Source organism: Bordetella genomosp. 13, from assembly GCF_002119665.1.
Classification (GTDB): Bacteria; Pseudomonadota; Gammaproteobacteria; order Burkholderiales; family Burkholderiaceae_B; genus Bordetella.
On record NZ_CP021111.1, the window covers coordinates 3169781 to 3191726 of the forward strand.

General features: G+C 69.1%; 20 protein-coding genes. 12 read left to right on the forward strand and 8 right to left on the reverse strand.

From position 1 onward, the window contains the following. Positions 1–97 precede the first annotated feature (97 nt). From CAL15_RS14210 to CAL15_RS14220, 3 genes are all read right to left on the reverse strand, one after another. The gene (locus CAL15_RS14210; protein WP_086079197.1) at positions 98–2833 is read right to left on the reverse strand and encodes an AAA family ATPase; all 2736 of its coding nucleotides are present in this window, start codon (positions 2831–2833) and stop codon (positions 98–100) included. Next, positions 2830–3951 (reverse strand): metallophosphoesterase family protein, encoded by a 1122-nt coding sequence (locus tag CAL15_RS14215; RefSeq protein WP_086079198.1) that lies wholly within the window; start codon positions 3949–3951, stop codon positions 2830–2832. The genes CAL15_RS14210 and CAL15_RS14215 overlap by 4 nt, the downstream gene beginning before the upstream one ends. Positions 3952–4511: 560 nt before the next feature. Further along, positions 4512–5807, reverse strand: coding sequence for a D-amino acid dehydrogenase (locus tag CAL15_RS14220; RefSeq protein WP_086079199.1), 1296 nt, complete (start codon positions 5805–5807; stop codon positions 4512–4514). A gap of 139 nt (positions 5808–5946) precedes the next feature. Here CAL15_RS14220 and CAL15_RS14225 point away from each other — a divergent pair, with 139 nt between their 5' ends. The 3 genes from CAL15_RS14225 to CAL15_RS14235 all read left to right on the forward strand — a co-directional run bounded on the left by CAL15_RS14225 (position 5947) and on the right by CAL15_RS14235 (position 9281). Beyond that, positions 5947–6414 (forward strand): Lrp/AsnC ligand binding domain-containing protein, encoded by a 468-nt coding sequence (locus tag CAL15_RS14225; protein ID WP_086079200.1) that lies wholly within the window; start codon positions 5947–5949, stop codon positions 6412–6414. A 53-nt stretch (positions 6415–6467) separates the two neighbouring features. Continuing rightward, entirely contained in the window at positions 6468–7592 is a 1125-nt protein-coding gene (locus CAL15_RS14230; protein ID WP_232467974.1) for a hypothetical protein, read from the forward strand. A gap of 93 nt (positions 7593–7685) precedes the next feature. After that, the gene (locus tag CAL15_RS14235) at positions 7686–9281 is read left to right on the forward strand and encodes a glycerol-3-phosphate dehydrogenase/oxidase (RefSeq protein WP_086081099.1); all 1596 of its coding nucleotides are present in this window, start codon (positions 7686–7688) and stop codon (positions 9279–9281) included. Positions 9282–9797: 516 nt separating this feature from the next. On the opposite strand, the gene CAL15_RS14240 is transcribed toward CAL15_RS14235, so the two are convergent. After that, positions 9798–10481, reverse strand: a complete 684-nt coding sequence (locus tag CAL15_RS14240) for a type 1 glutamine amidotransferase domain-containing protein (RefSeq protein WP_086079202.1) — start codon at positions 10479–10481, stop codon at positions 9798–9800. Between the two features lie 125 nt (positions 10482–10606). Here CAL15_RS14240 and CAL15_RS14245 point away from each other — a divergent pair, with 125 nt between their 5' ends. Both CAL15_RS14245 and CAL15_RS14250 read left to right on the forward strand, forming a co-directional pair. Next, positions 10607–11089: a YbaK/prolyl-tRNA synthetase associated domain-containing protein gene (locus tag CAL15_RS14245; protein ID WP_086079203.1), complete on the forward strand. Its 483-nt coding sequence runs from the start codon at positions 10607–10609 to the stop codon at positions 11087–11089. 2 nt (positions 11090–11091) lie between these two features. Next, positions 11092–11868 (forward strand): NRDE family protein, encoded by a 777-nt coding sequence (locus tag CAL15_RS14250; protein WP_086079204.1) that lies wholly within the window; start codon positions 11092–11094, stop codon positions 11866–11868. Between the two features lie 76 nt (positions 11869–11944). On the opposite strand, the gene arfB is transcribed toward CAL15_RS14250, so the two are convergent. Further along, positions 11945–12361, reverse strand: a complete 417-nt coding sequence (arfB, locus tag CAL15_RS14255; protein ID WP_086079205.1) for an alternative ribosome rescue aminoacyl-tRNA hydrolase ArfB — start codon at positions 12359–12361, stop codon at positions 11945–11947. A gap of 127 nt (positions 12362–12488) precedes the next feature. Here arfB and queE point away from each other — a divergent pair, with 127 nt between their 5' ends. From queE to CAL15_RS14290, 7 genes are all read left to right on the forward strand, one after another. Beyond that, positions 12489–13121, forward strand: a complete 633-nt coding sequence (gene queE, locus CAL15_RS14260; protein WP_086079206.1) for a 7-carboxy-7-deazaguanine synthase — start codon at positions 12489–12491, stop codon at positions 13119–13121. A gap of 28 nt (positions 13122–13149) precedes the next feature. Beyond that, positions 13150–13602 carry a 6-carboxytetrahydropterin synthase QueD gene (gene queD, locus CAL15_RS14265; RefSeq protein ID WP_086079207.1) on the forward strand — a complete coding sequence of 151 codons (453 nt, stop codon included), beginning with the start codon at positions 13150–13152 and terminating at the stop codon, positions 13600–13602. A gap of 101 nt (positions 13603–13703) precedes the next feature. Continuing rightward, positions 13704–14198: a MarR family winged helix-turn-helix transcriptional regulator gene (locus tag CAL15_RS14270; RefSeq protein WP_086079208.1), complete on the forward strand. Its 495-nt coding sequence runs from the start codon at positions 13704–13706 to the stop codon at positions 14196–14198. Then, positions 14195–16246, forward strand: a complete 2052-nt coding sequence (locus CAL15_RS14275; protein ID WP_086079209.1) for an FUSC family protein — start codon at positions 14195–14197, stop codon at positions 16244–16246. Before CAL15_RS14270 ends, CAL15_RS14275 begins: the two co-directional genes overlap by 4 nt. Then, positions 16243–16455: a DUF1656 domain-containing protein gene (locus tag CAL15_RS14280; RefSeq protein ID WP_086079210.1), complete on the forward strand. Its 213-nt coding sequence runs from the start codon at positions 16243–16245 to the stop codon at positions 16453–16455. The genes CAL15_RS14275 and CAL15_RS14280 overlap by 4 nt, the downstream gene beginning before the upstream one ends. A 4-nt stretch (positions 16456–16459) precedes the next feature. Continuing rightward, positions 16460–17383, forward strand: a complete 924-nt coding sequence (locus CAL15_RS14285; RefSeq protein WP_198299056.1) for an efflux RND transporter periplasmic adaptor subunit — start codon at positions 16460–16462, stop codon at positions 17381–17383. 20 nt (positions 17384–17403) lie between these two features. Continuing rightward, the gene (locus tag CAL15_RS14290) at positions 17404–18861 is read left to right on the forward strand and encodes an efflux transporter outer membrane subunit (RefSeq protein WP_086081100.1); all 1458 of its coding nucleotides are present in this window, start codon (positions 17404–17406) and stop codon (positions 18859–18861) included. Positions 18862–18905: 44 nt separating this feature from the next. On the opposite strand, the gene CAL15_RS14295 is transcribed toward CAL15_RS14290, so the two are convergent. The 3 genes from CAL15_RS14295 to CAL15_RS24775 form a co-directional block, all read right to left on the reverse strand. Beyond that, on the reverse strand, positions 18906–19853 hold the full coding sequence (locus CAL15_RS14295; RefSeq protein ID WP_157666663.1) for an Rpn family recombination-promoting nuclease/putative transposase: 948 nt from the start codon (positions 19851–19853) through the stop codon (positions 18906–18908). A gap of 171 nt (positions 19854–20024) precedes the next feature. Continuing rightward, positions 20025–20729 carry an esterase gene (gene ypfH, locus CAL15_RS14300; protein WP_086079213.1) on the reverse strand — a complete coding sequence of 235 codons (705 nt, stop codon included), beginning with the start codon at positions 20727–20729 and terminating at the stop codon, positions 20025–20027. 101 nt (positions 20730–20830) lie between these two features. Next, positions 20831–21880 (reverse strand): methyl-accepting chemotaxis protein, encoded by a 1050-nt coding sequence (locus CAL15_RS24775; RefSeq protein WP_086079214.1) that lies wholly within the window; start codon positions 21878–21880, stop codon positions 20831–20833. Between the last annotated feature and the right edge of the window lie 66 nt (positions 21881–21946).

The following is a 21946-nucleotide window of genomic DNA, read 5'->3' on the forward strand; positions in this document are numbered from 1 at the left end:
GGGGGTATCACCCGGAAAATATCAGATTATTTCTATTCATGCATGAAGCTTGTGCATTCTGCCCCGTTCCGTGCACGATGCCGACACGTTCGCGGGACTAGGGTAACCGCCGGATGGCCACGCCCATGTCCTTCCAGTGTTCGGGATGGCAGGTGAACAGCAGGACCTGATGACGCGACGCCGCGTCGAAAAGCGCCCGCTTCATCAGGTCGCGCCGGCCGTCGTCGGCGTGCACCAGCGCATCGTCGAGGATGAGCAGGGTCGGCCGCCCGGCCTCGCGCAGCAAATCGGCATACGCCAGCCTGGCCAGCACGCCGAGCTGCTCGCGCGTGCCGAAGCTCAGGGAGGCCAGCGGGTCCTCGTCGGCGCCCCGCCGCAGGGCGGCGGGCAACAGGGCCTCGTCCAGCCGCAGCTGGGCGCCCGGCATCAACAGGCCCAGGTAGTACCCCAGGCGGCGAGCCAGCGGCTCGAGCAGCCGCTGGGTGGCGGCGGCGCGATGTTCGCCCAGCAGGCGCCACAACAGGTCGAGGGCCTCGGCACGACGGGCGAACTCGGCGCGGCGGCGCGACAGCCGCTCGGCATCGGCACGGACTTCCGCCAGCTTCTCGCCCAGGCCCTGCGCACCGGCCTGCTCCAGCTTGCCCTGCAACTGCAGCAACTCGGTGTGGCGGGCCTGCTGGGCCTCGCGCTCGAACGCGGCCGAGCGTTCGAAGCGCTTGAGGTCCTGCTCGACCAGTTCGGGCTGCTGCCGTGCCAGCGCCTCGCCGGCCTGCTCCACCCGCAGGCGCAGCGCGTCGCGCGCCTGCTGCGCGTCGGCCAGGCGGGCATCGCGCGCCTGGCGCTGGGCGAGGCGCGCGGGGTCGGCAGCTTCGGCGCGCAGCGCGTCGAGCTGGGACTGCAGCAGCCTGGCCTGGGCTTGGCGGGCTTGAAGCGTGGCCTGGGCCGAGGCCAATGCCGCATCGGCCTGGCGCGCGGCCGCCTCGGCCTCGTCCAGTAGCTGGCTGGCCCGGGCCAGGGCCGCGGCGGCCGAGGCCGCATCGGCGGGCGCGGCATCGGCCGCCGCGGCACCGGATGGGGTATCGGCGCCGGACTCGCCGTGGTCCGCCTCGGCCTGGGCCTGGTCGTCGGCCACGGTGGTCCGTGCGGTGTCGGCGGGCAGCGCCGCGCGGCGCTCGGCCAGGCGTTGCAGGCGCAGCGTGGTTTCGTCCAGGGCGGCGCGCAGGGCTTCGCGCCCTTTCGGCGCGTGGATCGCCAGCTCGCGGTTCAGGGCGTCGAGGTCATGGCCGCTGCGTTCGTGGCGGCGCGCTCTCGCCTCGGCTTCGTCCAGATCCGCCACACCCAGCCTGGCCAGACAGGCCTCGCGCTCGGACTGGCGCGCGGTCAATTCGGCCATCAGGGCCGGCAGGTCCTTGCCGCCCGGTTCGATGCGCAAGACGCCCACGCCGGCGATGCGCAGTTCGGCCGCATGGGTCAGCAGGGTTTCGCCTTCGTCCGCCAGCGCCGCGCCGTTCAGTTCGGCCCGGATGCCGGGTTCCAGCCGGTGGCGCAGCCGGGTGGCCACGGCTTGCTGCTGCGCGCGCAGCGTCGCAAGGGTCTGTTCCAGCGTACGCAGGCGGCGCAATTCGGCGGGATCGGTTTCGTCGCGCACCCGTTCGGCCTGCAGCGCCTGCGCCCGCCGGGCCAGCCGGTCCGCCTGCGTCCATGCTTCATGAAGCCGGGCGCGCTCGCGCTCGAGCTGCGCATGCTGTTCGTCCAGATCGCGGCGCGACGCCGCGGCCTGGGCGCGAGCCTTGTCCGCGCGGGCCGTCTCGACCTTCCCGGCATGCGCCTGCGACGTCTCGCGCAGGCGCGCCGCCGCTTCCGCCGCCTGGCGCGCCGCCGTATCGGCCTCGGTGACCTGCGCCTCCAGCGCGGCGAGCGCCTGCGCGTCGCGCTGGTCGCGCGCGGCCTGCTCCTGCAGCAGCGCCAGCGTACCGGCGGCCTGCTCCTGTTCGCGACGCAAGCCGGCCAGCGCATCGCGCTCTCGGGCGATCGATGCCAGGCGCTCGCGCGCCTGCGCGGCGCGGGCGTCCAGTTCTGCCCACGGCGCCTCGCGCTGCGCACGCGCGTGTTCGGCACGCAGGCGATCCAGCCGGTCCACGTCGGCATCCAGCTGGGACTTGGCCTGCTCCAGTTCGACGCAGCGTTGCGCCGCGCGCGCATGCGCGTCCTCGGCCTCCCGCCAGGCGCCCTTGGGCTTGCCGCTGCGCGCGTCCAGCAGCGCGGCGCGTTCATCGGCCACCCGCTCGAACAGCCGGTCGCCGTCGCCGGCAGCCAGTTCGCCGGTCAGTCGAGTCAGCGCCTCGCGCAGATGCACGGCGGCATGCGCGGCAGGCTCCAGCAGGTCCTGGCCCTGCCCCTGCGATATCCACAGCAGCCCCGGCACGCCGGCATGCTCGGGCTTGCTCTGGCCGCGATTGGAATACTCGAATCCCAGCAGCGCGGCCAGCGCGTTCTCGGCCTCTTCGCCCTCGAGGCGCTGTGCGCCGCCGTCGATCACCAGTTCGCAGCGCTGGCGCACCAGGAAGTGCTTGCGCAGCACATAGTCATGTCCGCCGTGGCTGAAGGCCAGTTCCACGCCAGGGCGCGCGCCGGCCATGCCCCAGGGCGCGAAGTCGCTGACCGTGCCGGTCTTGTACCGTTCCAGGAAGGCCGCGCGTATGGCGGCGGCATACGTGCTCTTGCCCGCCTCGTTGGGGCCCGCGACGATGTTCAGGCCCTCGTCCAGTCCTTCGAGGAAGACGGGTTCGCGAAAGCGGCGAAAGGACTCGAGCGCGATGCGGTCGATCTTCATGCCGCCCCCGCGCCGGTCTCGCGCTGCAGGCGCAGCAATTGGCGCAGGGCCTCGCGCGCCACGTCGGCCTGCGCCGCGTCGTGCTGCATGGCCTGCAGCCGGGCCGCCACGTCGGCCACATAGCCGCCCGCCTGCAGGGCCGCTAGGTCGGCCGCCTGGGGCTCGAGGCTGAGGGCGGTGCTGTCGCACAGCAGAGCCCTGGCGCGCGCCGCGGCGCGGCCGATCGCCTGCTGCAGCTGCTCCCAGGCCGCCAGCGTGGTCTCGCCTTCGAGCACCAGGCGCAGCACCGCATCGGCCTGCACCTCGTCCAGGCGCCGCGCCAGCGCCTCGGCATCGCTGTCCAGCGCCAGCCGTTCGGTCCACAGCGACCAGCGGTAGCGGCCCGTCTGCACCTGCCGCACCTCGGGCTCGGCGCCCGGCGCGGCGATGCTCACATCCAATACGTAGCCAGGCGCGTTGCCGCGAAAGCGGTCCTGCTCGGGCGTGCCCGCATACCAGGTGCGCGCGTCCACCGACAGGCAGCCGTGCCAGTCGCCCAGCGCCAGATAGTCCAGCCGCGCCCGCGCCGCACGGTCCGCGGCAATGGGGTTGGCGGCATCGGCATCGCCCGGCAGGCGACCCTGCACACTGCCGTGCGCCAGGCCCACGCGCGCCAGCCCCGGCGGCGTGTCGAGGTCGTCGAAAGGCTGCGTGACGTCGTCATACGTATGCCGCTGCGTGAGCGGCGCGGCCAGCACGGCCAGCCCGGCCTCGGGCAGTTCAATGACGCCGCACTGCGACGCCACGCGCACGTTGGGCCCGATGCAATCGAGTTGCCGGGCGCGCGTCCACACGCTGTCGGCCAGCATGGCATCGTGATTGCCGGCGATCATGACCCACGGCCCGCCATAAGCCTGCATCGCCCCGAACAACCGCCGGATGGTGCGATCGGACACGGCCTGCGTATCGAAGACGTCACCCGCCACCAGCACGGCGCCCACGCTCTGCCGAGCGGCGAGCTCGGCGATGCGCGCCACGACATCGAAGCGCGCCTCGGCCAGCACGGCGGCATCTTCCTGTTCGAACTGGCCGTACTGGCGGCCGATCTGCCAGTCGGCGGTATGGAGAAAGCGGATCACGGCTTGGCGACAACAGTCATGTCGAACCCGAATGGTATCGATAGCAACCCGTAAGGATAGACGAAGCGGGAGGCACCCCGGCGATACGATGTGACGTCGTTTTCTGTCGCTGGCACAGGTCGGAGTCCTTGAACCGCCGCGGCCATGACTGCGGACTCTCGTGCTCGGCTGGCCGCCTGCGCGCGCGAGTCCTCCGCCATGTCCCCGGCTGACATCGTCTCCAATCCCGGGTCAGCATCACGCATCGATCTCGATGCGGATGCATTCCTGCCGCCCACTGCAACATGCGGTTGGAGCCCGACCGCTTCAGCGCCACGATGTGGAGCCCGTTGCTGCGCCATGCTGTCAACCCCGCTTCGGCGTGTGGCTTCGACGCATTTCGTTGGTGGTAGCCGCAGACATCCCGGAGAAGGCGCGCCCGCAGCGCAGTAGCGCGAGGACGAGCCTTCGCAGGGATGGCTGCGGCGACTTAAGAACGCAAACCTGCGCCGAAAACCGCAAACCTGCCACCGCAACCCCGCGACCTACACCGCAAACCCATCCCGATGACGGAACGAAGCTCAGCCCGCGGGAACCAGCGTACGCCGCACCGGCGCCGCCCCGCGGCGATATCGGGACAACGCCAGATCGTCCGCCCGTATCTCCGGCCGGGATCCGGTGATGAGATCGGCCACCACCTTCGCGGACCCGCAGGCCATGGTCCAGCCCAGCGTGCCGTGGCCGGTGTTCAGGAACAGGTTCCGGTAGCTCGTGGGACCGATGATGGGCGTGCCGTCGGGCGTCATGGGACGCAGCCCCGTCCAGAACTCGGCGCGCGGCAGGTCCCCGCTGCCCGGGTACAGATCGGAGACCACGAATTCCAGCGTGCGGCGGCGGGCCTCGCGCAGGCTCAGGTCGTAGCCAGCCACCTCGGCCATGCCGCCCACGCGGATGCGATTGTCGAAGCGCGTGATGGCGATCTTGTACGTTTCGTCCAGCACGGTGGACGTGGGCGCGGCGCCTTCGTCGATCAGCGGAATGGTCAGCGAATAGCCCTTGAGCGGATAGACCGGCAGGTCCAGGCCCAGCGGTCGCATCAGGTCGCGCGTGTAGCTGCCCAATGCTGCCACGTAGTGATCGGCGCGCAGCATCTCGCCGCCCATCCGCAGGCCGGTGATTTCCCCGTTGCGCTGCTCGACGCCGTCGATGGACTGTCCGAAGCGGAACTCCACGCCGCTGGCGCGAGCCAGTTCGGCCAGCGCCAGGGTGAAGCGGCGGCAATCGCCGGTTTCGTCATTGGGCAGCCGCAGGCCGCCGGTGAGCTTGTGCCGCGTGCGCGCCAGGGCCGGCTCGGCCGTCACCAGGCGGTTGCTGTCCAGCAGATCGTACGGCACCTTGCACTCTTCCAGCACTTCGATGTCGCGCTGCGCGGCATGCAGCTGCGCCGGGGTGCGAAACACCTGCAGGGTGCCCTGCATGCGCTGTTCATACTGGATGTCGGTGTCGGCGCGCAATTGCCGCAGGCAATCGCGGCTGTATTCGGCCAGGCGCAGCATGCGGGCCTTGTTGACCGCGTAGCGCGAGGCCGAACAGTTCGCCAGCATGGCGGCCAGCCAACGCCACTGGTACCACGAGCCATCGGCGCGGATGGCCAGCGGCGCGTGTTTCTGAAACAGCCACTTCACCGCCTTCAGGGGAATGCCCGGCGCGGCCCAGGGCGTGGAATAGCCGGGCGACACCTGCCCCGCGTTGGCGTAGCTGGTCTCGGCCGCGGGCCCGGCCTGGCGGTCCAGGACGGTGACCCGGGCGCCCTGGCGGGCCAGATAATAGGCGGTGGTGGTGCCGACCACTCCGCTGCCCAGGACGATGACGTGCATGGATGCCCCGCTTTAACTCGAACGTCTAAGTGATTCGGGTAGTCTATGAGCCCATATGCATGGAAAATCACTAAAATAAGTCTATCTGGTAGCGAATATACCTGCCGACATCCGGCATAAGCGCCTAGTGGGAAGTGAAATGCGCCAACTCGATCGCGTCGACCTCAAAATCCTCGATGTCCTGCAGCGCGAAGGCCGCATTGCCATCACCGAACTGGCCGAGCGCATCAGCCTTTCCGCCACGCCGTGCTCCGAGCGCGTGAAGCGCCTCGAACGCGAAGGCGTGATTACCGGCTACCATGCTCGCGTGAACCCGGCCGCGCTCGGCAAGACCTTGCTGGTGTTCCTCGAGATCAAGCTGTCGGCCAAGTCCGGCGACGTGTTCGACAAGGTTCGCAAAGAGCTGCTGTATGTGCCCGAGGTCATGGAATGCCACCTGGTATCCGGCGATTTCGATTATCTGGTCAAGGCCCGCCTGTCCGAGATGAACGAGTATCGCCGCCTGCTCGGCGAAATACTGAAGCGCCTTCCGGCTTCCGCCGAATCGCGCAGCTACGTAGTGATGGAAGAAATCAAGGAAACGCTGTACCTGCCCGTGGACCGCTGACGCGCCTGCCCGGCGGCCGCGGCCCTGTCGCCACTGCCATGACGTCCTATTCCATGAACACCGAGTTTGAAGGCGGCATCCGCATCGCCGCCCCCACCCCTGCCCTGGCCGCCGTCTCGCTGAAGGAGCTGCGGCATTACATCGCGTCGCTGGACCTGAAACACGAAATCGTCCAGCGGCACGCGGACGGCGACGCCACCATTACGCTGGCCCCCAGCGAATCGCTGTGGGAACGTGCGCTGCACGCGGGCGGCACCATCGACCTGGCCGACACGCTGGGCCTGCGCACCACCGAATCCGAGGCCGACCTGGATCGCGAGATCCTGTTGTCCATGCTGGCCTGCCCCGTGGCATTCGAGTTTCCCGATTTCGAAGAGCTGCTGTCGGCCGTGCGCATCCGGCGCCGCATCGTGCAGGCGGCGCGGCGCACCGCGCTGGCCTTCGACACCGAAGCCGCCGAACGCCCGCCCGGCTACTGGACCTACGATACCGAGCGCGGCTTCACCATCCTGCCGGGCAAGTCCTTCATCAAGGCCCTGCAGCAGGCCACCCAGCCCGAAGACTCGGGCCGCCTGTACGCGTTCTCGTGCTATCGCGCAACCGAGTACGTCACGGTGCTGGGCATCGCGCAGGAGCTCGAACAGGTCAACCCCGGCCTCTACGACGCTCTGCAGCGCCAATGGGAAACGCGCGCCATCATGTCGGGTCGCTTCCACGAGGTATTCCTGCGCGAGTACGGGTCGCTCGACCAGCCGCTGCCCCCCGGCTACTACGTGCCCGGCGACCGCCTGTGGTTCCGCAATCCCGATGCGCGCTCGTCGAACATCGAAGGCTACGAAGGCTCGTGGGTTTTCTATCTGGGCAGCGGGCTGTTCAACAACTTCTGGAAGCGCGACCAGCCCTATACGCTGACCGCCAAGTGCGTCGAGATCTACCACTGGCGGCATGGCGCCTACGAAACCGCCGACGGCAAGCTCGCCATGGACGAGTCCGTGGTCGAGGCGCGCAGCGCCGCCACCCTGGCGGATCCGCAGGAAACCGCGCGCGTGCTGGCGCGCATGCTGCGCATCCGCGATCCGCAGGGCGTGTACGAGGAAGGCGGCTGCATCGACGCCACGCGCGAGTGCGCACGCTGGGTGCGGCCGCATACCTCCGATATCGTGCTGCCCGACGTCTGATTCGCCCGCCGCGCCCATGACTCTTCGCACCCGCCCCCGCGCGCCATGCGGCCATCGCAACCAATGGCCGCCAGCGCGGCGCCCAGAAGCCTCATGAAGCCTGCCTCCATCGCACCCACCGCCGACCGTGCCGCCCTGCTGGCCAGCCTGCCCGACACCGAGTGGGACATCGTCGTGATCGGCGGCGGCGCCACCGGGCTGGGCACGGCGGTGGACGCGGCGGCGCGCGGCTACCGCACGCTGCTGATAGAGGCGGCGGACTTCGCGAAGGGCACCTCCAGCCGTGCGACCAAGCTGGTGCACGGCGGCGTGCGATATCTGGCGCAAGGCAACATCGCGCTGGTGCGCGAGGCCCTGCACGAACGCGGACTGCTGGCGCGCAACGCGCCGCACCTGACCTGGCCGCTGGGCTTCGTGGTGCCCGCCTACGGGCTGTTCGACCAGCCCTTCTACGGCGCGGGCCTGAAGGTCTACGACATGCTGGCCGGCCAGTCGAACCTGGCGCCCAGCCGCTGGCTGACACGACGCGAGACCCTGGAACGCGCGGCCACCCTGTCGACCATGGTAGGCGGCCGCACGCTGCGCGGCGGCGTGCTGTATTACGACGGCCAGTTCGACGATGCCCGCCTGGCGCTCGCCCTGATGCGCACCTTGCAAGACCTGGGCGGAACGGCGGTGAACTACCTACGCGCCAGCGGCCTTACACGCAAGGGCGGCCGCCTCGACGGCGTGGTGCTGCGGGATGCGCTGGGCGATGCGTCCTTCGCGGTCCGCTCGCGCTGCGTGATCAACGCCGCGGGCGTGTGGGTCGACGCGGTGCGCCGCCTGGACGACGCGTCGGCCACCGGCATGGTGGCGCCCAGCCAGGGCGTGCACCTGACCCTGCCGCGCGACTTCCTGCCCGGCAGGGAAGCCATCCTCATCCCCAAGACCGACGATGGCCGCGTGCTGTTCGTGGTGCCCTGGAACGGCCACACTCTGGTCGGCACCACCGACACGCCGCGCAACGACCTGCCGCTGGAGCCGCGCGCCGAGAACCGCGACGTCGATTTCATCCTGCAGACCGCGGCGCGCTACCTCAGCCGCAAGCCCACGCGCGCCGACGTCACCAGCGTATGGGCCGGCCTGCGCCCGCTGGTCCGCGCCACCGGCGACGCCGCCACCAAGACCCTGTCGCGCGAGCACACCATCGCGCTGTCGCCCTCGGGGCTGCTTACCGTGACCGGCGGCAAGTGGACCACCTATCGCCGCATGGCGCAGGACGTGCTGAACACCGCGGTGGCGAACCAGCTGCTGCCGGCGGCGCACTGCCGCACCGAAACGCTGCGGCTGCACGGGGCGCCTGACGACGGCGTGGCGTCTGGAGTGCCGCCGGGCACGCCGGACGCCTACTACGGAACGGACCTGCCGGCGCTGCGCGCGCTGCCCGGCGCGGACCGCATGCTGGCGCCTGCCACCGGGCTGTCGGAAGCCCACGTGCGCTATGCCGTGCGGTACGAGATGGCGCGCACCGTGGAAGACGTACTTGCCCGGCGGAACCGGGCGCTGTTCCTGGACGTCGAGGCGGCTTTGCTCGCGGCGCCGGAGGTGGCTCGCGTAATGGGTGAAGAGCTGTCGTTGGATGCCGCGTGGCAGCAGCGGGAAGTGGCTGCGTTCGGGGAGTTGGCGGCGCAATATCGGTTGGAGTGAATCGGTCGTCTCGGCGGGACCTCGATGGTGTTTGTTTTGTGGGGTTATCGGGTTCTTGAGGCGCCTGGACCAGGACTGCGGATTCTCGTCCTCGCGCTGAAGCGCTGCGGGCGCGAACCCTCCGCCCTGGTCCAGGCTCAAGTTTCCGATTATTCACGGTTCAGACATCCCCAATGCCGGACGTCCGTTCGATTCGTTATCGTGGCGCGAGAGGCGCTGCGTCACGATCCACGGGATGTGTGCCTGCTTTCCAAGGTTGGTGCAGGCGCAGGCACTGGCATCGCGACCGCTTCAAAGCAAGGTTTGCACGACCGTCCCATTACGTTGTCCTGAGCCGCATCCTTGCCGGAGAAGTCGCGCCCGCAGCGCGGCCAGCGCGAGGACGGGACTTCGCAGGTGCGGAGGCGGCGGCCAGAAGAACCCGGGATCGTGACAGCCGGACGAATCCCCGGCATGCACCATGACCGGACACGCGCGGCTACCCTCACGTCACGCCAAGCCGCGACATCCGTCGCCTCATCGCTGCCGCAGGCATTCGAGCAAAGCCTGCGCCGCCGCCTCGGATGAAGCCGGATTCTGCCCGGTGATCAGCATGCCGTCGCTGACCACGTACGACTGCCAGTCCGCGGCGCGTTCATAGCGCGCGCCCAGGCGATTCAGTTCGTCTTCGACCAGGAAGGGCACGACGTCGGTCAGCTGCACGGCTTCTTCTTCGGTATTGCTGAAGCCCGTGACTTTGCGTCCCGAGACGAGGGGATCGCCGCTGGAGGCCTTGACGTGGCGCAGGACGCCCGGCGCATGGCAGACGGCGGTAACGGGTTTGCCCGCGGCCAGCATGGCTTCGATCAGCGCGATCGAGCGCGGGTCTTCGGCCAGGTCCCACAAGGGGCCGTGGCCGCCGGGGTAGAACACGGCGTCGTAGTCGGCGGCGCGCACCTCGTCCAGAGGCAGCGTGGCGGCCAGCCGCGCCTGGGCCTGCGCGTCGCCGCGGAAGCGTCGCGTGGCGTCGGTCTGCGCGTCCGGCTCGTCGCTCTTGGGATCGAGCGGCGGCTGACCGCCGAGCGGGGACGCCAGCGTCACCGTCGCGCCGGCATCGGCGAACACGTAGTACGGCGCGGCGAATTCCTCGAGCCAGAAGCCGGTCTTGCGGCCGGTGCTGCCCAGCGTGTCGTGCGAGGTCAGGATCATCAGGATCTTCATGCGGACTCCGTGCGTCTGGCCGCCCGGGCGGCGAACAGATCCACTCTACTACAGCGTCCGGCTCGGGGGCATCCCGCGGCGTGACGGCGTATGATGCAGCGGTCAATTGCCGTCCCGTCCGCCCCATGACCGTCTTCGACCGCCTGCAACGACTGCTGTCCGACCATCAGATTACGTACAAGCTGCTGGAACACCATGCCGAGGGCCGGTCGGTGCAAGTGGCCGCCATCCGCGGCACCGAGGTCAGCCAGGGCGCCAAGGCGCTGGTATGCCGCGTGAAGATCACGTCGACCCAGCGCCGCAACGTGCTGGCGGTGTTTCCGGCCGATCGCCAGGCCGACCTGGATGCGATCGCCGCGGCGGTGGGCGGCAAGAAGGCCTCGCTGGTGCCGCACGACGTGGCGCGCGAACTGACCGGCTGCGAGATCGGGGCGATCCCGCCCTTCTCCTTCAATCCCGAACTGGCGCTGGTGGTGGACCCCACGCTGCGCACGCGGCACGACGAGATCGTGTTCAACGCGGGCCGGCTGGACGCCTCCATCCTGATGCGCACCGAAGACTACTTCCGCGTGGCCCGGCCCGACCAGGCCACCATCATCCGCTCCTGACCATGTGCCTCGCTGTCCTGGCCCTGCGCCACGTTCCCGGCCTGCCCGTGCTCATGGCCGCCAATCGCGACGAGTTCCATGCCCGCCCTACCGCGGCCGCGGCGCGCTGGCCTGGCGACGGGCCGGCCGTCTATGCCGGCCGCGACCTGCAGGCGGGCGGCACATGGATGGGCGTGAACGAAAACGGCCGCTATGCGGTGGTGACCAACTTTCGCGACCCCACGTCGCTGATCGCCGACGCGCCCTCGCGCGGCGCGCTGGTCGAAGCCTATCTGCGCGGCGCCGACCGCCCCGGGGGTTACCTGGCGCGAGTGGCGCGCGAAGGCCAGCGTTACAACGGCTTCAACCTGATCGTCGGGGATACGGACAGCGCCTGGTACTACGGCAACCGTGGCGCCGCGCCGCACGAACTGCGGCCCGGCATCTATGCGCTGTCCAATCATCTGCTGGATACGCCGTGGCCCAAGCTGGCGCGCACCAAGGCGGCCTTCGCGCAGGTGATCGCACAGGCCGCGCAGCCGGACCTGCCGGCCCTGTACGCCGCCCTGGCCGACCGCGCGCCCGCCGCCGACGTCGAGCTGCCGGACACCGGCGTAGGCCTGGAACGCGAGCGCATGCTGAGCAGCCCGTTCATCGTCAGCCCGAACTATGGCACGCGGTCTTCGACCATCATGGCGCTGCACGCCGACGGCCGCGGCGAGTTGCACGAACGCCGCTTCGATCCGCGCGGCGAGGCGACGGGGGAGACAGACCTCGCCTTCGCCTGGACGGCAGCCTAGTCCGGGCAGGACACGCCAGCGTAGCCGGCCAGCCGCCACTCCGGTCCTGGTTGACGCCAGTCCGAGGCCACGACAATCAGCCGTCGCTTACCCGCCCCCGCAGGCGCTTGATCGCCCCTCGCTGGGTCTTGCCCTCGACGCGACGCCGCTGCGACGCCAGCGTGGGCCGTGTGGCGCGGCGCAGGACAACCGGACGGGCGGCAACGCGCACCATATCCAGCAGACGCTCGATCGCCTCGGCGCGATTCAGCTCCTGGCTGCGGTGTGACTGCGCCTTGATGACCACCACGCCCTCTTTGGTGATGCGGTAATCGCCCAACGCGCACAGCGCGTCCTTGACGCGATCGGGTAGCGACGAGGCGCGCACGTCGAAGCGCAGGTGCACGGCGCTGGACACCTTGTTGACGTTCTGTCCGCCCGCGCCCTGCGCGCGCACCATGGTGAACGTGATCTCACGTTCGTCGAGATAGAGATTGCCGGAGACGTGCAGCATCCGGGCAGTCTACCCCGGCCCGCCATCGCTGCAAGTCCGGCCGCGACGGGGCCGGCCGCAAAAGCCCGGTAAAATGACGTCTTCCCCGATTTCCCTCTCCCGCCCCGGCCGATGCCGGCGGTGCCCCATGACTTACGCCGTCAAAGAACTCTTCAAGACGCTGCAGGGCGAAGGCGCCCACGCGGGCCGCGCGGCCGTGTTCTGCCGGTTCGCCGGCTGCAACCTCTGGAGCGGCCGCGAAAGCGACCGCGCCACCGCCGCCTGTACCTTCTGCGATACCGACTTCATCGGCACGGATGGCCCTGGCGGCGGCAAGTTCGCGCAGGCCGCGCAACTGGCCGATGCCATCGCCGCCACCTGGGGCGACCAGGCCGAGCGCCGCTACGTCGTATTCACCGGCGGCGAACCGCTGCTGCAGCTGGACGACGCCCTGCTTGCGGCGGTGCACGCGCACGGCTTCACCGTGGCCATCGAGACCAACGGCACGCTGACGCCGCCCGCGGGCGTGGACTGGATCTGCGTCAGCCCCAAGGGCAAGTCGCCCGTGGTCATTGAACGCGGCAACGAGCTCAAACTGGTCTACCCCCAGGCCGATGCCCCGCCCGAGGCCTACGCGCACCTGGATTTCCAGCATTTCTTCCTTCAGCCCATGGACGGCCCCGCGCGCGGCGCCCACACCGAACGCGCGGTGCAGTACTGCATGCAGCATCCGCAATGGCGCCTCAGCCTGCAAACCCACAAATACATAGGCATTCCATGATGCACCCCCGCCCCGCGCGAGGCGCCCGATGATCTCCGTTACCCGCAGGCTGGAATTCGACGCGGGCCACCGCATCCCCGATCACCGCAGCCAGTGCCGCAATCTGCACGGGCACCGCTACGTGCTCGAAGTCACCCTGTGCGGCGACATCGTGCAGGCGCCCGGCGCTTCGGACAACGGCATGCTGATGGACTTCTCCGAAATCAAATCCATCGCGCAGACGCACGTGGTCAACGTATGGGACCACGCCTTTCTGGTGTATGCGGGCGACACGGCCGTGCGCGGCTTTCTCGACACCCTGCCCGGCCATAAAACCGTGGTGCTCGACCGCATTCCCACGGTCGAGAACCTGGCGGCCATAGCATTCGAGACCCTGTCGCCGCACTATCGCGGCCACTACGGCCATGCGTTGCGCCTGCAGCGTGTGCGGCTGTACGAAACGCCCAATTGCTGGGCGGACTGCGACGCGCCGGACGCCTAGCCGCCAGACACGCCGGCATTATCGATCAGGCCTTCAAGGCTATCGGGGCCGTAGCCATTCTCGATTGTTAGCTTCCTAATAGATAGGCTACAATCGATTCCATGAAACGACCCACCGATCGCCAGCTCCTGGCCGTCTCCACCACCCTGCCCGTGCTGGCGCGCGCCTATCGCTCCGCCGCCGACAAGGTGCTTGCCAGCTACGGCCTGTCCCAGGCCACCGCATGGCCGGTCGTCCTGGCCGGCCGACTGGGCGACGGCGTGCGCCAGGGTGCGCTGGCGGACGCCCTGGGCATCGAAGGCCCGTCGCTGGTGCGCCTGCTCGACCATCTGGTGGCGGCCGGCCTGATCGAGCGCCGCGAAGATCCCAGCGACCGGCGCGCCCGTACCCTGCATCTGACCGAGTCCGGCCAGGCGCTGCGCGCCAAGCTCGAAGACGTACTGACCCGCATCCGGCGCGAGCTGTTCAAGGGCATCGACGGCAATGACATCGAGGCCTGCCTGCGCGTGTTCGAACAGCTGACCGCCGCCCTGGCGCGCGGCGTCCCGATGCCGGACGACATCGACGCCGCCGCCGGCAAGGACGCGCAGCCATGAAGCGCCTGCCCTCCGCCGCCGAATACCTGTTCTCGGCCAAGTGCTACGCGGGGGCCATGCTGGCGCTGTACCTGTCGTATTCGATCGGGCTGCCGCGCCCCTTCTGGTCCGTCACCACCGCGTACGTCGTGTCGCAACCGTGGTCGGGCGCGGTGCGATCCAAGGCGCTGTACCGCCTGGGCGGCACCTTCTTCGGCTCGGCCATGGTGGTGTACACCGTCCCTCGCCTGGCCAACTATCCAGTGCTGATGACGCTGGCCATGGCCCTGTGGGTGGGCATCTGCCTGTACATCTCGGTGCTCGACCGCACGCCGCGCTCGTACCTGTTCATGCTGGCCGGCTATACCGCCGCGCTCATCGGCTTTCCCAGCGTGACGGCCCCGTCCACCGTGTTCGACACGGGGCTCGCCCGCGTCGAGGAAATCACGCTGGGCATCCTGTGCGCCTCGCTGGTCCACAGCGTGGTGCTGCCGCAGGGCATCGGCCGCGCGGTGATCGGCAGGCTGGACGCCACCCTGCGCGACGCGCGCGACTGGGTGCGCGCGGTGCTCGATGGCGATGCCGCGCGGCAGGGACAGGACCGCCGCCAATTGGCCAACGACATCACGCAATTGCGCCTGATGTCCACGCACGTGCCCTTCGACACCGGCAACATCCGCTGGACCGCCAACGCGCTGCGCGTGATGCAGGATCGCCTGGCCGCGCTGACGCCGTCGGTATCGGCCGTGGAAGACCGCCTGCAGGCCCTGCAAGAGGCCGGCCAGCCGCTGCCGCAGCCGGTGGCCGAGCTGCTGGCGCGCATCTCGGCCTGGGTGGGCCAGGGCAAGAACGCCACCACCGCCGAGGCCGCGAGCCTGCGTCGCGAGCTGGCCGCGCTTACGCCCCCGCTGGATCACGGCACCGATTGGCCGGGCCTGCTGCAGCTAAGCCTGCTGACGCGCGTGGGCGAGCTGATCGACGCCTTCGAGCAATGCCTGCTGCTGCGCGAGGACATCCACGACGGCCTGCGGGGCGCGCCGCGCTCGGCGCTGCGCATGCGGCCGCTGACGCGCGGTCCCGTGCTGCATCGCGACCGCGGCATCGCGCTGTGGTCGGCGCTGGCGGCGGGCATCGCCATCGCCGTGTGCTGCCTGTTCTGGATCGGCACCGCGTGGACCAACGGTTCCACCGCCGCGATGATGGCCGTGGTGTTCAGCTGCTTCTTCGCCGCGCAGGACAACCCCGTGCCCGGCATCATGCAGTTCCTGAAGTTCACCGTATATTCCATCCCGCTGTCGGCACTGTACCTGCTGGGCATTCTGCCGGCCGTGCATTCGTTCGAGATGCTGGCGCTGACGCTGTTTCCGGTCGCCTTCGTGCTGGGCGCGCTGATCGCGCGGCCGGAGTACACGCTGCAGGGCATGGCGCTGCTGTTCGGCGTCACCGGCACCCTGGCGCTGCACGACACCAATACCGCCGACCTGGTTTCATTCCTGGATGCCACGGTGGGGCAGATCCTCGGCGTGGCCACCGCGGCCATCGTCGCCGCGATCTTCCGCACCGCCAGCGCCGACTGGAGCGCGCGCCGCATCCAGGCCGCCAACTGGGACGAACTGGCCGAACTGGCCGCCTCGCCCAAGGCGCGCTCGGACCGCGATGCCTATGCGTATGCCTCGCGCCTGCTGGACCGCATCGGGCTGCTGCAGCCGCGCCTGGCCATGGCCACGCGGCGCGACGACCTGCTGGCCGCCGACGCACTGAAAGACCTGCGCGTGGGCAAGGACATCGTCGAACTGCAGCACGCGCGGCGTCAGCTGCCGGTGGCCGATGCGGCCATCCAGCAGGTGCTGCGCGCCCTGGCGGAATTCTTCCGCGCGCGCCGCACCGGCCGGCGGGAACAGTCGCCCGAGCTGCTGGCGCACATCGACCGGGCGCTGGCCGGCGTGGCCGCCGCCGATGGCGCGGCGACCGCGCGCAGCCGCGCCGCCGTGGCGCTGGTAGGCATCCGCCGGGCCTTGTATCCCCAGGCGTCCGCCGCACGCCACCCCGCTTCGGAGTCCGCGCCATGATCGGCGAATTCAGTTTCTACGGCATCTATTTCCCCTGGCTGCTGGTGCTGGGCGTGATCGCCTGGGCCGCCAACTGGGCGCTGCGGCGCGTGCTGGCGCGCGCCGGCTTCTATCGCCTGGTCTGGCACCCGGCGCTGTTCGACCTGGCGCTGTTCATGGTGCTGTTGTATGGCACCTCGCTGGCCGCTCCTTATTTTCTGCAGAGATAGCATCATGACTCGCAAACTTCCCGACATGCTCCGTCCCGCCGCCCTGGGCCGCTTCGTTCTGACGGCGGTGGTGGTGGCGGCCGCCGCCTGGGCGGGCTGGCAGCTGTGGGTCCATTACGAGATGGAGCCCTGGACGCGCGATGGCCGCGTCAAGGCCTACGTGGTGCAGGTGGCGCCGGACGTGTCCGGCCTGGTCACGGCCGTGCCCGTGCACGACAACCAGGACGTGCATGCCGGCGACGTGCTGTTCGAGATCGACCGCGCGCGCTTCCAGCTGGCGTACGACCAGGCTCGCGCCGCGGTCGAGGCCCGCAAGGTGGCCCAGGCCCAGGCGCAGCGCGACGTGAAGCGCAACCGCGCGCTGGGCCAGCTGGTGGCCGCCGAAGTGGTGGAACAGAGCCAGACCCGGCTGCAGCAAAGCGCGGCCGACCTGGCCCAGGCCGAAGTGCAACTGGACATCGCGCGCCTGAACCTGGAACGCAGCCGCGTGGTGGCCTCCACCGATGGCCGCATCACCAACCTGGATCTGCGGACAGGCTCGTACGCCACCGCGGGACACGGCGTGATGGCACTGGTGGATGCGAACTCGTTCTACGTCGAGGGCTATTTCGAGGAAACCAAGCTGCCGCGCATCCATGAAGGCGACGCCGTCAGCGTGCTGCTGATGGGCGAAGACCGCCGCATCACCGGCCACGTCGAAAGCATCGCCCTGGGCATCGCCGACCGCGACCGCAGCACCGGCGCCAATCTGCTGCCCAACGTCAATCCCACTTTCAACTGGGTGCGCCTGGCGCAGCGCATCCCCGTGCGCGTGAAGATCGACAGCGTGCCCGAAGGCGTGCGCCTGGTGGCGGGCCAGACGGCCACGGTGTCGGTAGACGGCGCGGAACCGGCCGCGGCCGGCCATCCGCAGCCCGCGCGCTCGTGAATCACGATTTCGCCAATGCCATGACTACCCGATTGTTTTCTCTCGTTCCCCTGCTCCTGGCGCTTGCCGGCTGCGCCGCCGTGGGCCCCGACTATGCCGTGCCCGAGCAGGCCGCGGTGCGCAAGCCGGCCGCCGCCGCGCCCTTCGCCCAGGCGGGCTCCGGCTCCGGCGATGCGCAACGGTTCGTGCAGGACGAACCGCCCGGCGACTGGTGGCGCCTGTACCAGGACCCGCGGCTGGACGCGCTGGTCGGCCAGGCCCTGGCCGCCAACACCGATCTGCGGCAGGCGGCCGCCAACCTCGAACGCACGCGGGCCGTGGCCGACGAGGCGCGCTCGCAGCAACGGCCCGGCGTGGGCGTGAATGCCTCGCCGTCATACGGTCACGTGTCGGGCATACAGGAACTGCAGCCCGATGCGAGGCCGCGCAACCAGTGGAGCTATTCCTCGGGCATCAGCGTGTCGTACCAACTGGACCTGTTCGGCCAGATACGCCGCGCGGTCGAAGCCGCCGACGCGGACACGCAGGCCGCACAGGCCGCCTACGACGCCGCGCGCGTCACGGTCGTGGCCGAGACGGCGCGCGCCTATGCCGACCTGTGCGCGGCCGGCATGCAGCTGGCATCGGCCAGGCATTCGGCGGACGTACAGCGCCAATCCCTCGATGCCGTGCGGCGTCTGCAGACCGCGGGCCGCGGCACGGCGCTGGACGTCTCGCGCGCCCGCGCTCAGCTGGAGCAGTTGCAGGCCGAGGTGCCGCCCTTCCAGGCGCGCCAGCGCACCGCGCTGTACCAGCTGGCCGCCCTGACCGGCCATGCGCCCGGCGAGATGCCGCAGTCGTTGCTGACGTGTGCGCAACCGCCGCGGCTGGCGCAGGCCATACCGGTAGGCGACGGCGCTTCGCTGCTGCGCCGGCGGCCCGACATACGGCAGGCGGAACGCGCATTGGCCGCGGCCACGGCGCGCATCGGCATGGCCACCGCCGATCTCTATCCCAAGATCACGCTGGGGTTGAATGGCGGTTCCGCGGGCCCGGCCTCGATGTTCGGCGACCGCGGCACCTTCAGCTGGAGCATCGCGCCGTTGATCTCATGGACCGTGCCCGACACCGGCGCGGCCCAGTCGCGCATCGCGCAGGCCGAGGCCGGCACGCGAGGCGCGCTGGCCAGGTTCGACGCCACCGTGCTGAACGCGCTGCGCGAAACCGAGAGCGCGCTGGTGAGCTATGCGCGCCAGCTGGATCGCGACGCCTCGCTGCAGGCCGCGCGCGACCAGAGCGCCACCGCGGCCGACCAGGCGCGGCGCCTGTTCCAGGCGGGCAAGACGGATTACCTGACGGTGCTCGATGCCGAGCGCACGCTGGCCGGGGCGGAAAGCGCGCTGGCGGCTTCGCGCGCCGCGCTGTCGACCGACCAGGTGGCGCTGTTCCTGGCGTTGGGGGGAGGCTGGCAGGATACGGCGAAGATTGCCGGCCGCTGAGGTTCAACCCGGAGCGGTTGCCGCCCGGACATAGCCACAAAGAATCAGCGAAAGACCGCGTCGAGCGAGGGAGCATCGAGCAACTGAAGCGCCCAGGACTCGACCTGGGTGGCATCGGCCTCACGCAGGCGCGCCAGGACATCGGGCGGCACGGTACCGAATCGATGCGCGATCTGGCGTTCGAGCAAGGAGATCCGGCCCATTGCCTGACCTTTCGCTCGGCCTTCCTCCAGCCCTTCTTCTCGTCCTTCTTCTCGTCCTTCTGCTCGCCCCTCTTTGCGGGCATGGCGGAATGCGACCCGCTGGTCCATCAAGGCGATTTCGTGCGACAGGGCCGTATAGGCCAATACGTCGTCCGCCTGCATGTCTTCAAGAAGTTGCAACGCCTCGAGTACGGGCGGATGGGTGATCTGGCTCATGAGTGCCTCATTGTTGCTATCGCGCAGGCAACTGGCCCACGCACGCAGAGCAGGCGACGGTAGCGATTCAGCCTTGTCGAGTTCGACGATATGCAGTTGCAGCCTGTCATCGAACTCTATGGCGGGCCGGCAGCCATCTCGCATGGCGAAGCGCCAATCAGCCTGATCCGACAATTTGGGGTACAGATTTTGTCCCAGCAGGCTGATGCCGATGACCGGCTGCAGGCTGTCGTAGTCGTTTCCCCTGCGCAATTGACGGACCAGATTGCGCGCCAGGTAATACATGTTGCGGGCGGGCCAGTGACATTGGCCGAACCGTTGCATCTCGAGTACGTAATAACGGCCGTCCGCGTCCTGCGCGAGGATGTCCACCGAGATCGCCTTGCCTTGGGGCGCTTCGGGCGGGATGTCGGAATTCAGGATGCGAACGATGGAGGTAGGCGTGGCCGGATGACGCACGGCATCGATCAGGTCGGATAGCAGATGCGGATGGCCGCAGAACAGTGCCTTGAAGACGACATCGTTGGACAACTGCAGGCGGCGCGGCCGTTGAAGGAAAGCGGAAGACGTCAAAGCATGTATCCCGGGTGTTGGACTATGCCCGGCAACACTCTAATGACAACCATCTGCCAGCGAAATCGGATCGATTTGTCGCATGTGGCGCAAACATCGCGCATCGCACCCATGGTGCGCCATCCATGGCTGGCACATGACCTCACGCAGGGCTGAAGAGCGGTCTTCCGATCAATGCAGCGACGTCCCCTCGGGCGGCGCCGGATCCATCGCCATCGCCGCCGCCCAGCTGCGCAGCGGCACGCATGTTTGCAAACGATGGATGGCCCGCTGCACCAGCACCGGATGCAGTTCGTGGCCCACGCGCGAGGCCACGTCGATGGTGGAATCGCCGTGCAGTTCGGCCAAGCGGCCCTGCGCGGCCTGCGCATGGGCGACCGGCATCACGGCGTCGTCGGCGCCGTGCAGCAGATGGATGGTGGTGTATGGCGGTGCAGCCTCGGGCAGGGTCGCATAGCGCCCCGAGAAGGCCAGCACGCGGCCGGCCAGGCGATGATGGGCCTGCACGGCCTCGAGCGCCATGATGGCGCCTTGCGAGAACCCCACCAGCGCGGTGTCCGCCGACTTCAGCCGCAGGCTGTACTGCGCCGCCTGCACGTACTCCACCAATGCCGGCAGGGCCTGCGCCACCCGTTCGGGCCGATTTGCTTCGGTGATGTCCCGCACCGAGAACCACTGGCGGCCCGTTCCGCTGCCGTCGTGGGCCTCGAAGCCTTCGGGAATGCGCACCACCGCGCCCGGAAACGCCACGCGCAGCGCAAGCGCCAGCGATTCGAGGCCATCGGGCGTGCCGCCCACGCCGTGCAGCAGCACGAACAGCTGCCGCACCTCGGTGCCGGGGTTGGGCCAGAATTCGATGGAATTGGATGCGGGCATGCGGCAGGACTCCGAAAAACGCACCGGGCGATCTGTCCGGCCCGGTATCCATGGTCCATTCTATCCCCAGCGGCGCGTCGCTCCGGCCAGTGGGCGCGGGATCATTCGAAGTAGCGGCGCGGCTGCTGTTCGATGACGCCGTACCAGCCCAGGCCCGGATAGGTTTCATAGCCCGGCGTCAGGGCGTAGTCGACCTGTCGCTCGCCCGCGCGATAGAAGCCGCGCGCCTGGGCATCGGTATCGAGCAGGACGTAGCGCTCCTGCAGATCGGCGCCATCGGAAGCGGCGATGACGCGTTGCCGGCTGTCGACCAGCAGGCAACGCGTGCGCGCCCATTCCTCGTCGCTCAGCCCGACTGAACGCACGACCGTCTCGGCCTGCCTGGCCCAGTCGAAGAAAATGCCCAGCACGCCCAGCGGCTTGCCATCGCGCTCGGCCCCTGCCCGGATGGCAGTGGCATAGGTGGCGACCTGCGCACCATCCAGCAAGGGTTCATGGCAGATGTCCAGCGCCGCGTAATCGCCGCCATCGGCCGTGGCCATGCCGCGCCGGAACCATTCGGCGTGCGCGACATTCGCGTCGCAAGCGTGCGCATAGCGGTCGGGACGCCCCGTGGCCACAACGCGGCCCTGCGCATCGGCCACCCACAAGTCCAGGTACACCGTGTAGCTGTCCAGAATCACTCCCAGTCGCTGGCTGGCATGGCGCGCGGCCTGGTCGTCCGGGGATTGCAGCAGATCCACCAATGACGAATCGGTGGCCCACCAGCGCACGTCGCACGAGCGTTCGTACAGGTTGCGGTCCATGGTCTCGATCATGTTCAGGGCCAGGTCGCCCAGCCGGCGCCCCTCGTAGCCGCGGATCTCTTCCAGCGTGTTCTCGCCCAGGCGGATCAGGTCGGCGATGGAACCGGCCAGCTCCATCTTCAGCGCATCCGCGATGTGCGTGATCTGTTCGGACACCTGCTGCACCTGGTTGGCCACCACCGCGAAGCCGCGTCCCGCCTCGCCCGAACGCGCGGCCTCGATGCGGGCATTCAGGGAAAGGTATTTGGCTTGCTGGTTGATGTCGACGATGTTCGAGATTTTCTCGTTGGAAATCTTCTCTACGCGGCGCGATAACTCGACGATCATTTCGGGATGATGGGCCATGCTGCTTGCTCCTTTCGAACGGCAAAGAGTTGGACGAGGAGACAGTCTTGATGTCGATCAAGCAGG

Bases quoted from the DNA above. Each gene is read 5' to 3' on its own strand.
- queE (WP_086079206.1), top strand. From the start codon at position 12,489: ATGACTTACGCCGTCAAAGAACTCTTCAAGACGCTGCAGGGCGAAGGC.
- CAL15_RS14230 (WP_232467974.1), top strand. From the start codon at position 6,468: ATGAACACCGAGTTTGAAGGCGGCATCCGCATCGCCGCCCCCACCCCT.
- CAL15_RS14235 (WP_086081099.1), top strand. From the start codon at position 7,686: ATGAAGCCTGCCTCCATCGCACCCACCGCCGACCGTGCCGCCCTGCTG.
- CAL15_RS14275 (WP_086079209.1), top strand. From the start codon at position 14,195: ATGAAGCGCCTGCCCTCCGCCGCCGAATACCTGTTCTCGGCCAAGTGC.
- CAL15_RS14250 (WP_086079204.1), top strand. From the start codon at position 11,092: ATGTGCCTCGCTGTCCTGGCCCTGCGCCACGTTCCCGGCCTGCCCGTG.
- CAL15_RS14245 (WP_086079203.1), top strand. From the start codon at position 10,607: ATGACCGTCTTCGACCGCCTGCAACGACTGCTGTCCGACCATCAGATT.
- ypfH (WP_086079213.1), bottom strand. From the start codon at position 20,729: ATGCCCGCATCCAATTCCATCGAATTCTGGCCCAACCCCGGCACCGAG.
- CAL15_RS14280 (WP_086079210.1), top strand. From the start codon at position 16,243: ATGATCGGCGAATTCAGTTTCTACGGCATCTATTTCCCCTGGCTGCTG.
- queD (WP_086079207.1), top strand. From the start codon at position 13,150: ATGATCTCCGTTACCCGCAGGCTGGAATTCGACGCGGGCCACCGCATC.
- CAL15_RS14225 (WP_086079200.1), top strand. From the start codon at position 5,947: ATGCGCCAACTCGATCGCGTCGACCTCAAAATCCTCGATGTCCTGCAG.
- arfB (WP_086079205.1), bottom strand. From the start codon at position 12,361: ATGCTGCACGTCTCCGGCAATCTCTATCTCGACGAACGTGAGATCACG.
- CAL15_RS14270 (WP_086079208.1), top strand. From the start codon at position 13,704: ATGAAACGACCCACCGATCGCCAGCTCCTGGCCGTCTCCACCACCCTG.
- CAL15_RS14285 (WP_198299056.1), top strand. From the start codon at position 16,460: ATGACTCGCAAACTTCCCGACATGCTCCGTCCCGCCGCCCTGGGCCGC.
- CAL15_RS14290 (WP_086081100.1), top strand. From the start codon at position 17,404: ATGACTACCCGATTGTTTTCTCTCGTTCCCCTGCTCCTGGCGCTTGCC.
- CAL15_RS14210 (WP_086079197.1), bottom strand. From the start codon at position 2,833: ATGAAGATCGACCGCATCGCGCTCGAGTCCTTTCGCCGCTTTCGCGAA.
- CAL15_RS14220 (WP_086079199.1), bottom strand. From the start codon at position 5,807: ATGCACGTCATCGTCCTGGGCAGCGGAGTGGTCGGCACCACCACCGCC.
- CAL15_RS24775 (WP_086079214.1), bottom strand. From the start codon at position 21,880: ATGGCCCATCATCCCGAAATGATCGTCGAGTTATCGCGCCGCGTAGAG.
- CAL15_RS14240 (WP_086079202.1), bottom strand. From the start codon at position 10,481: ATGAAGATCCTGATGATCCTGACCTCGCACGACACGCTGGGCAGCACC.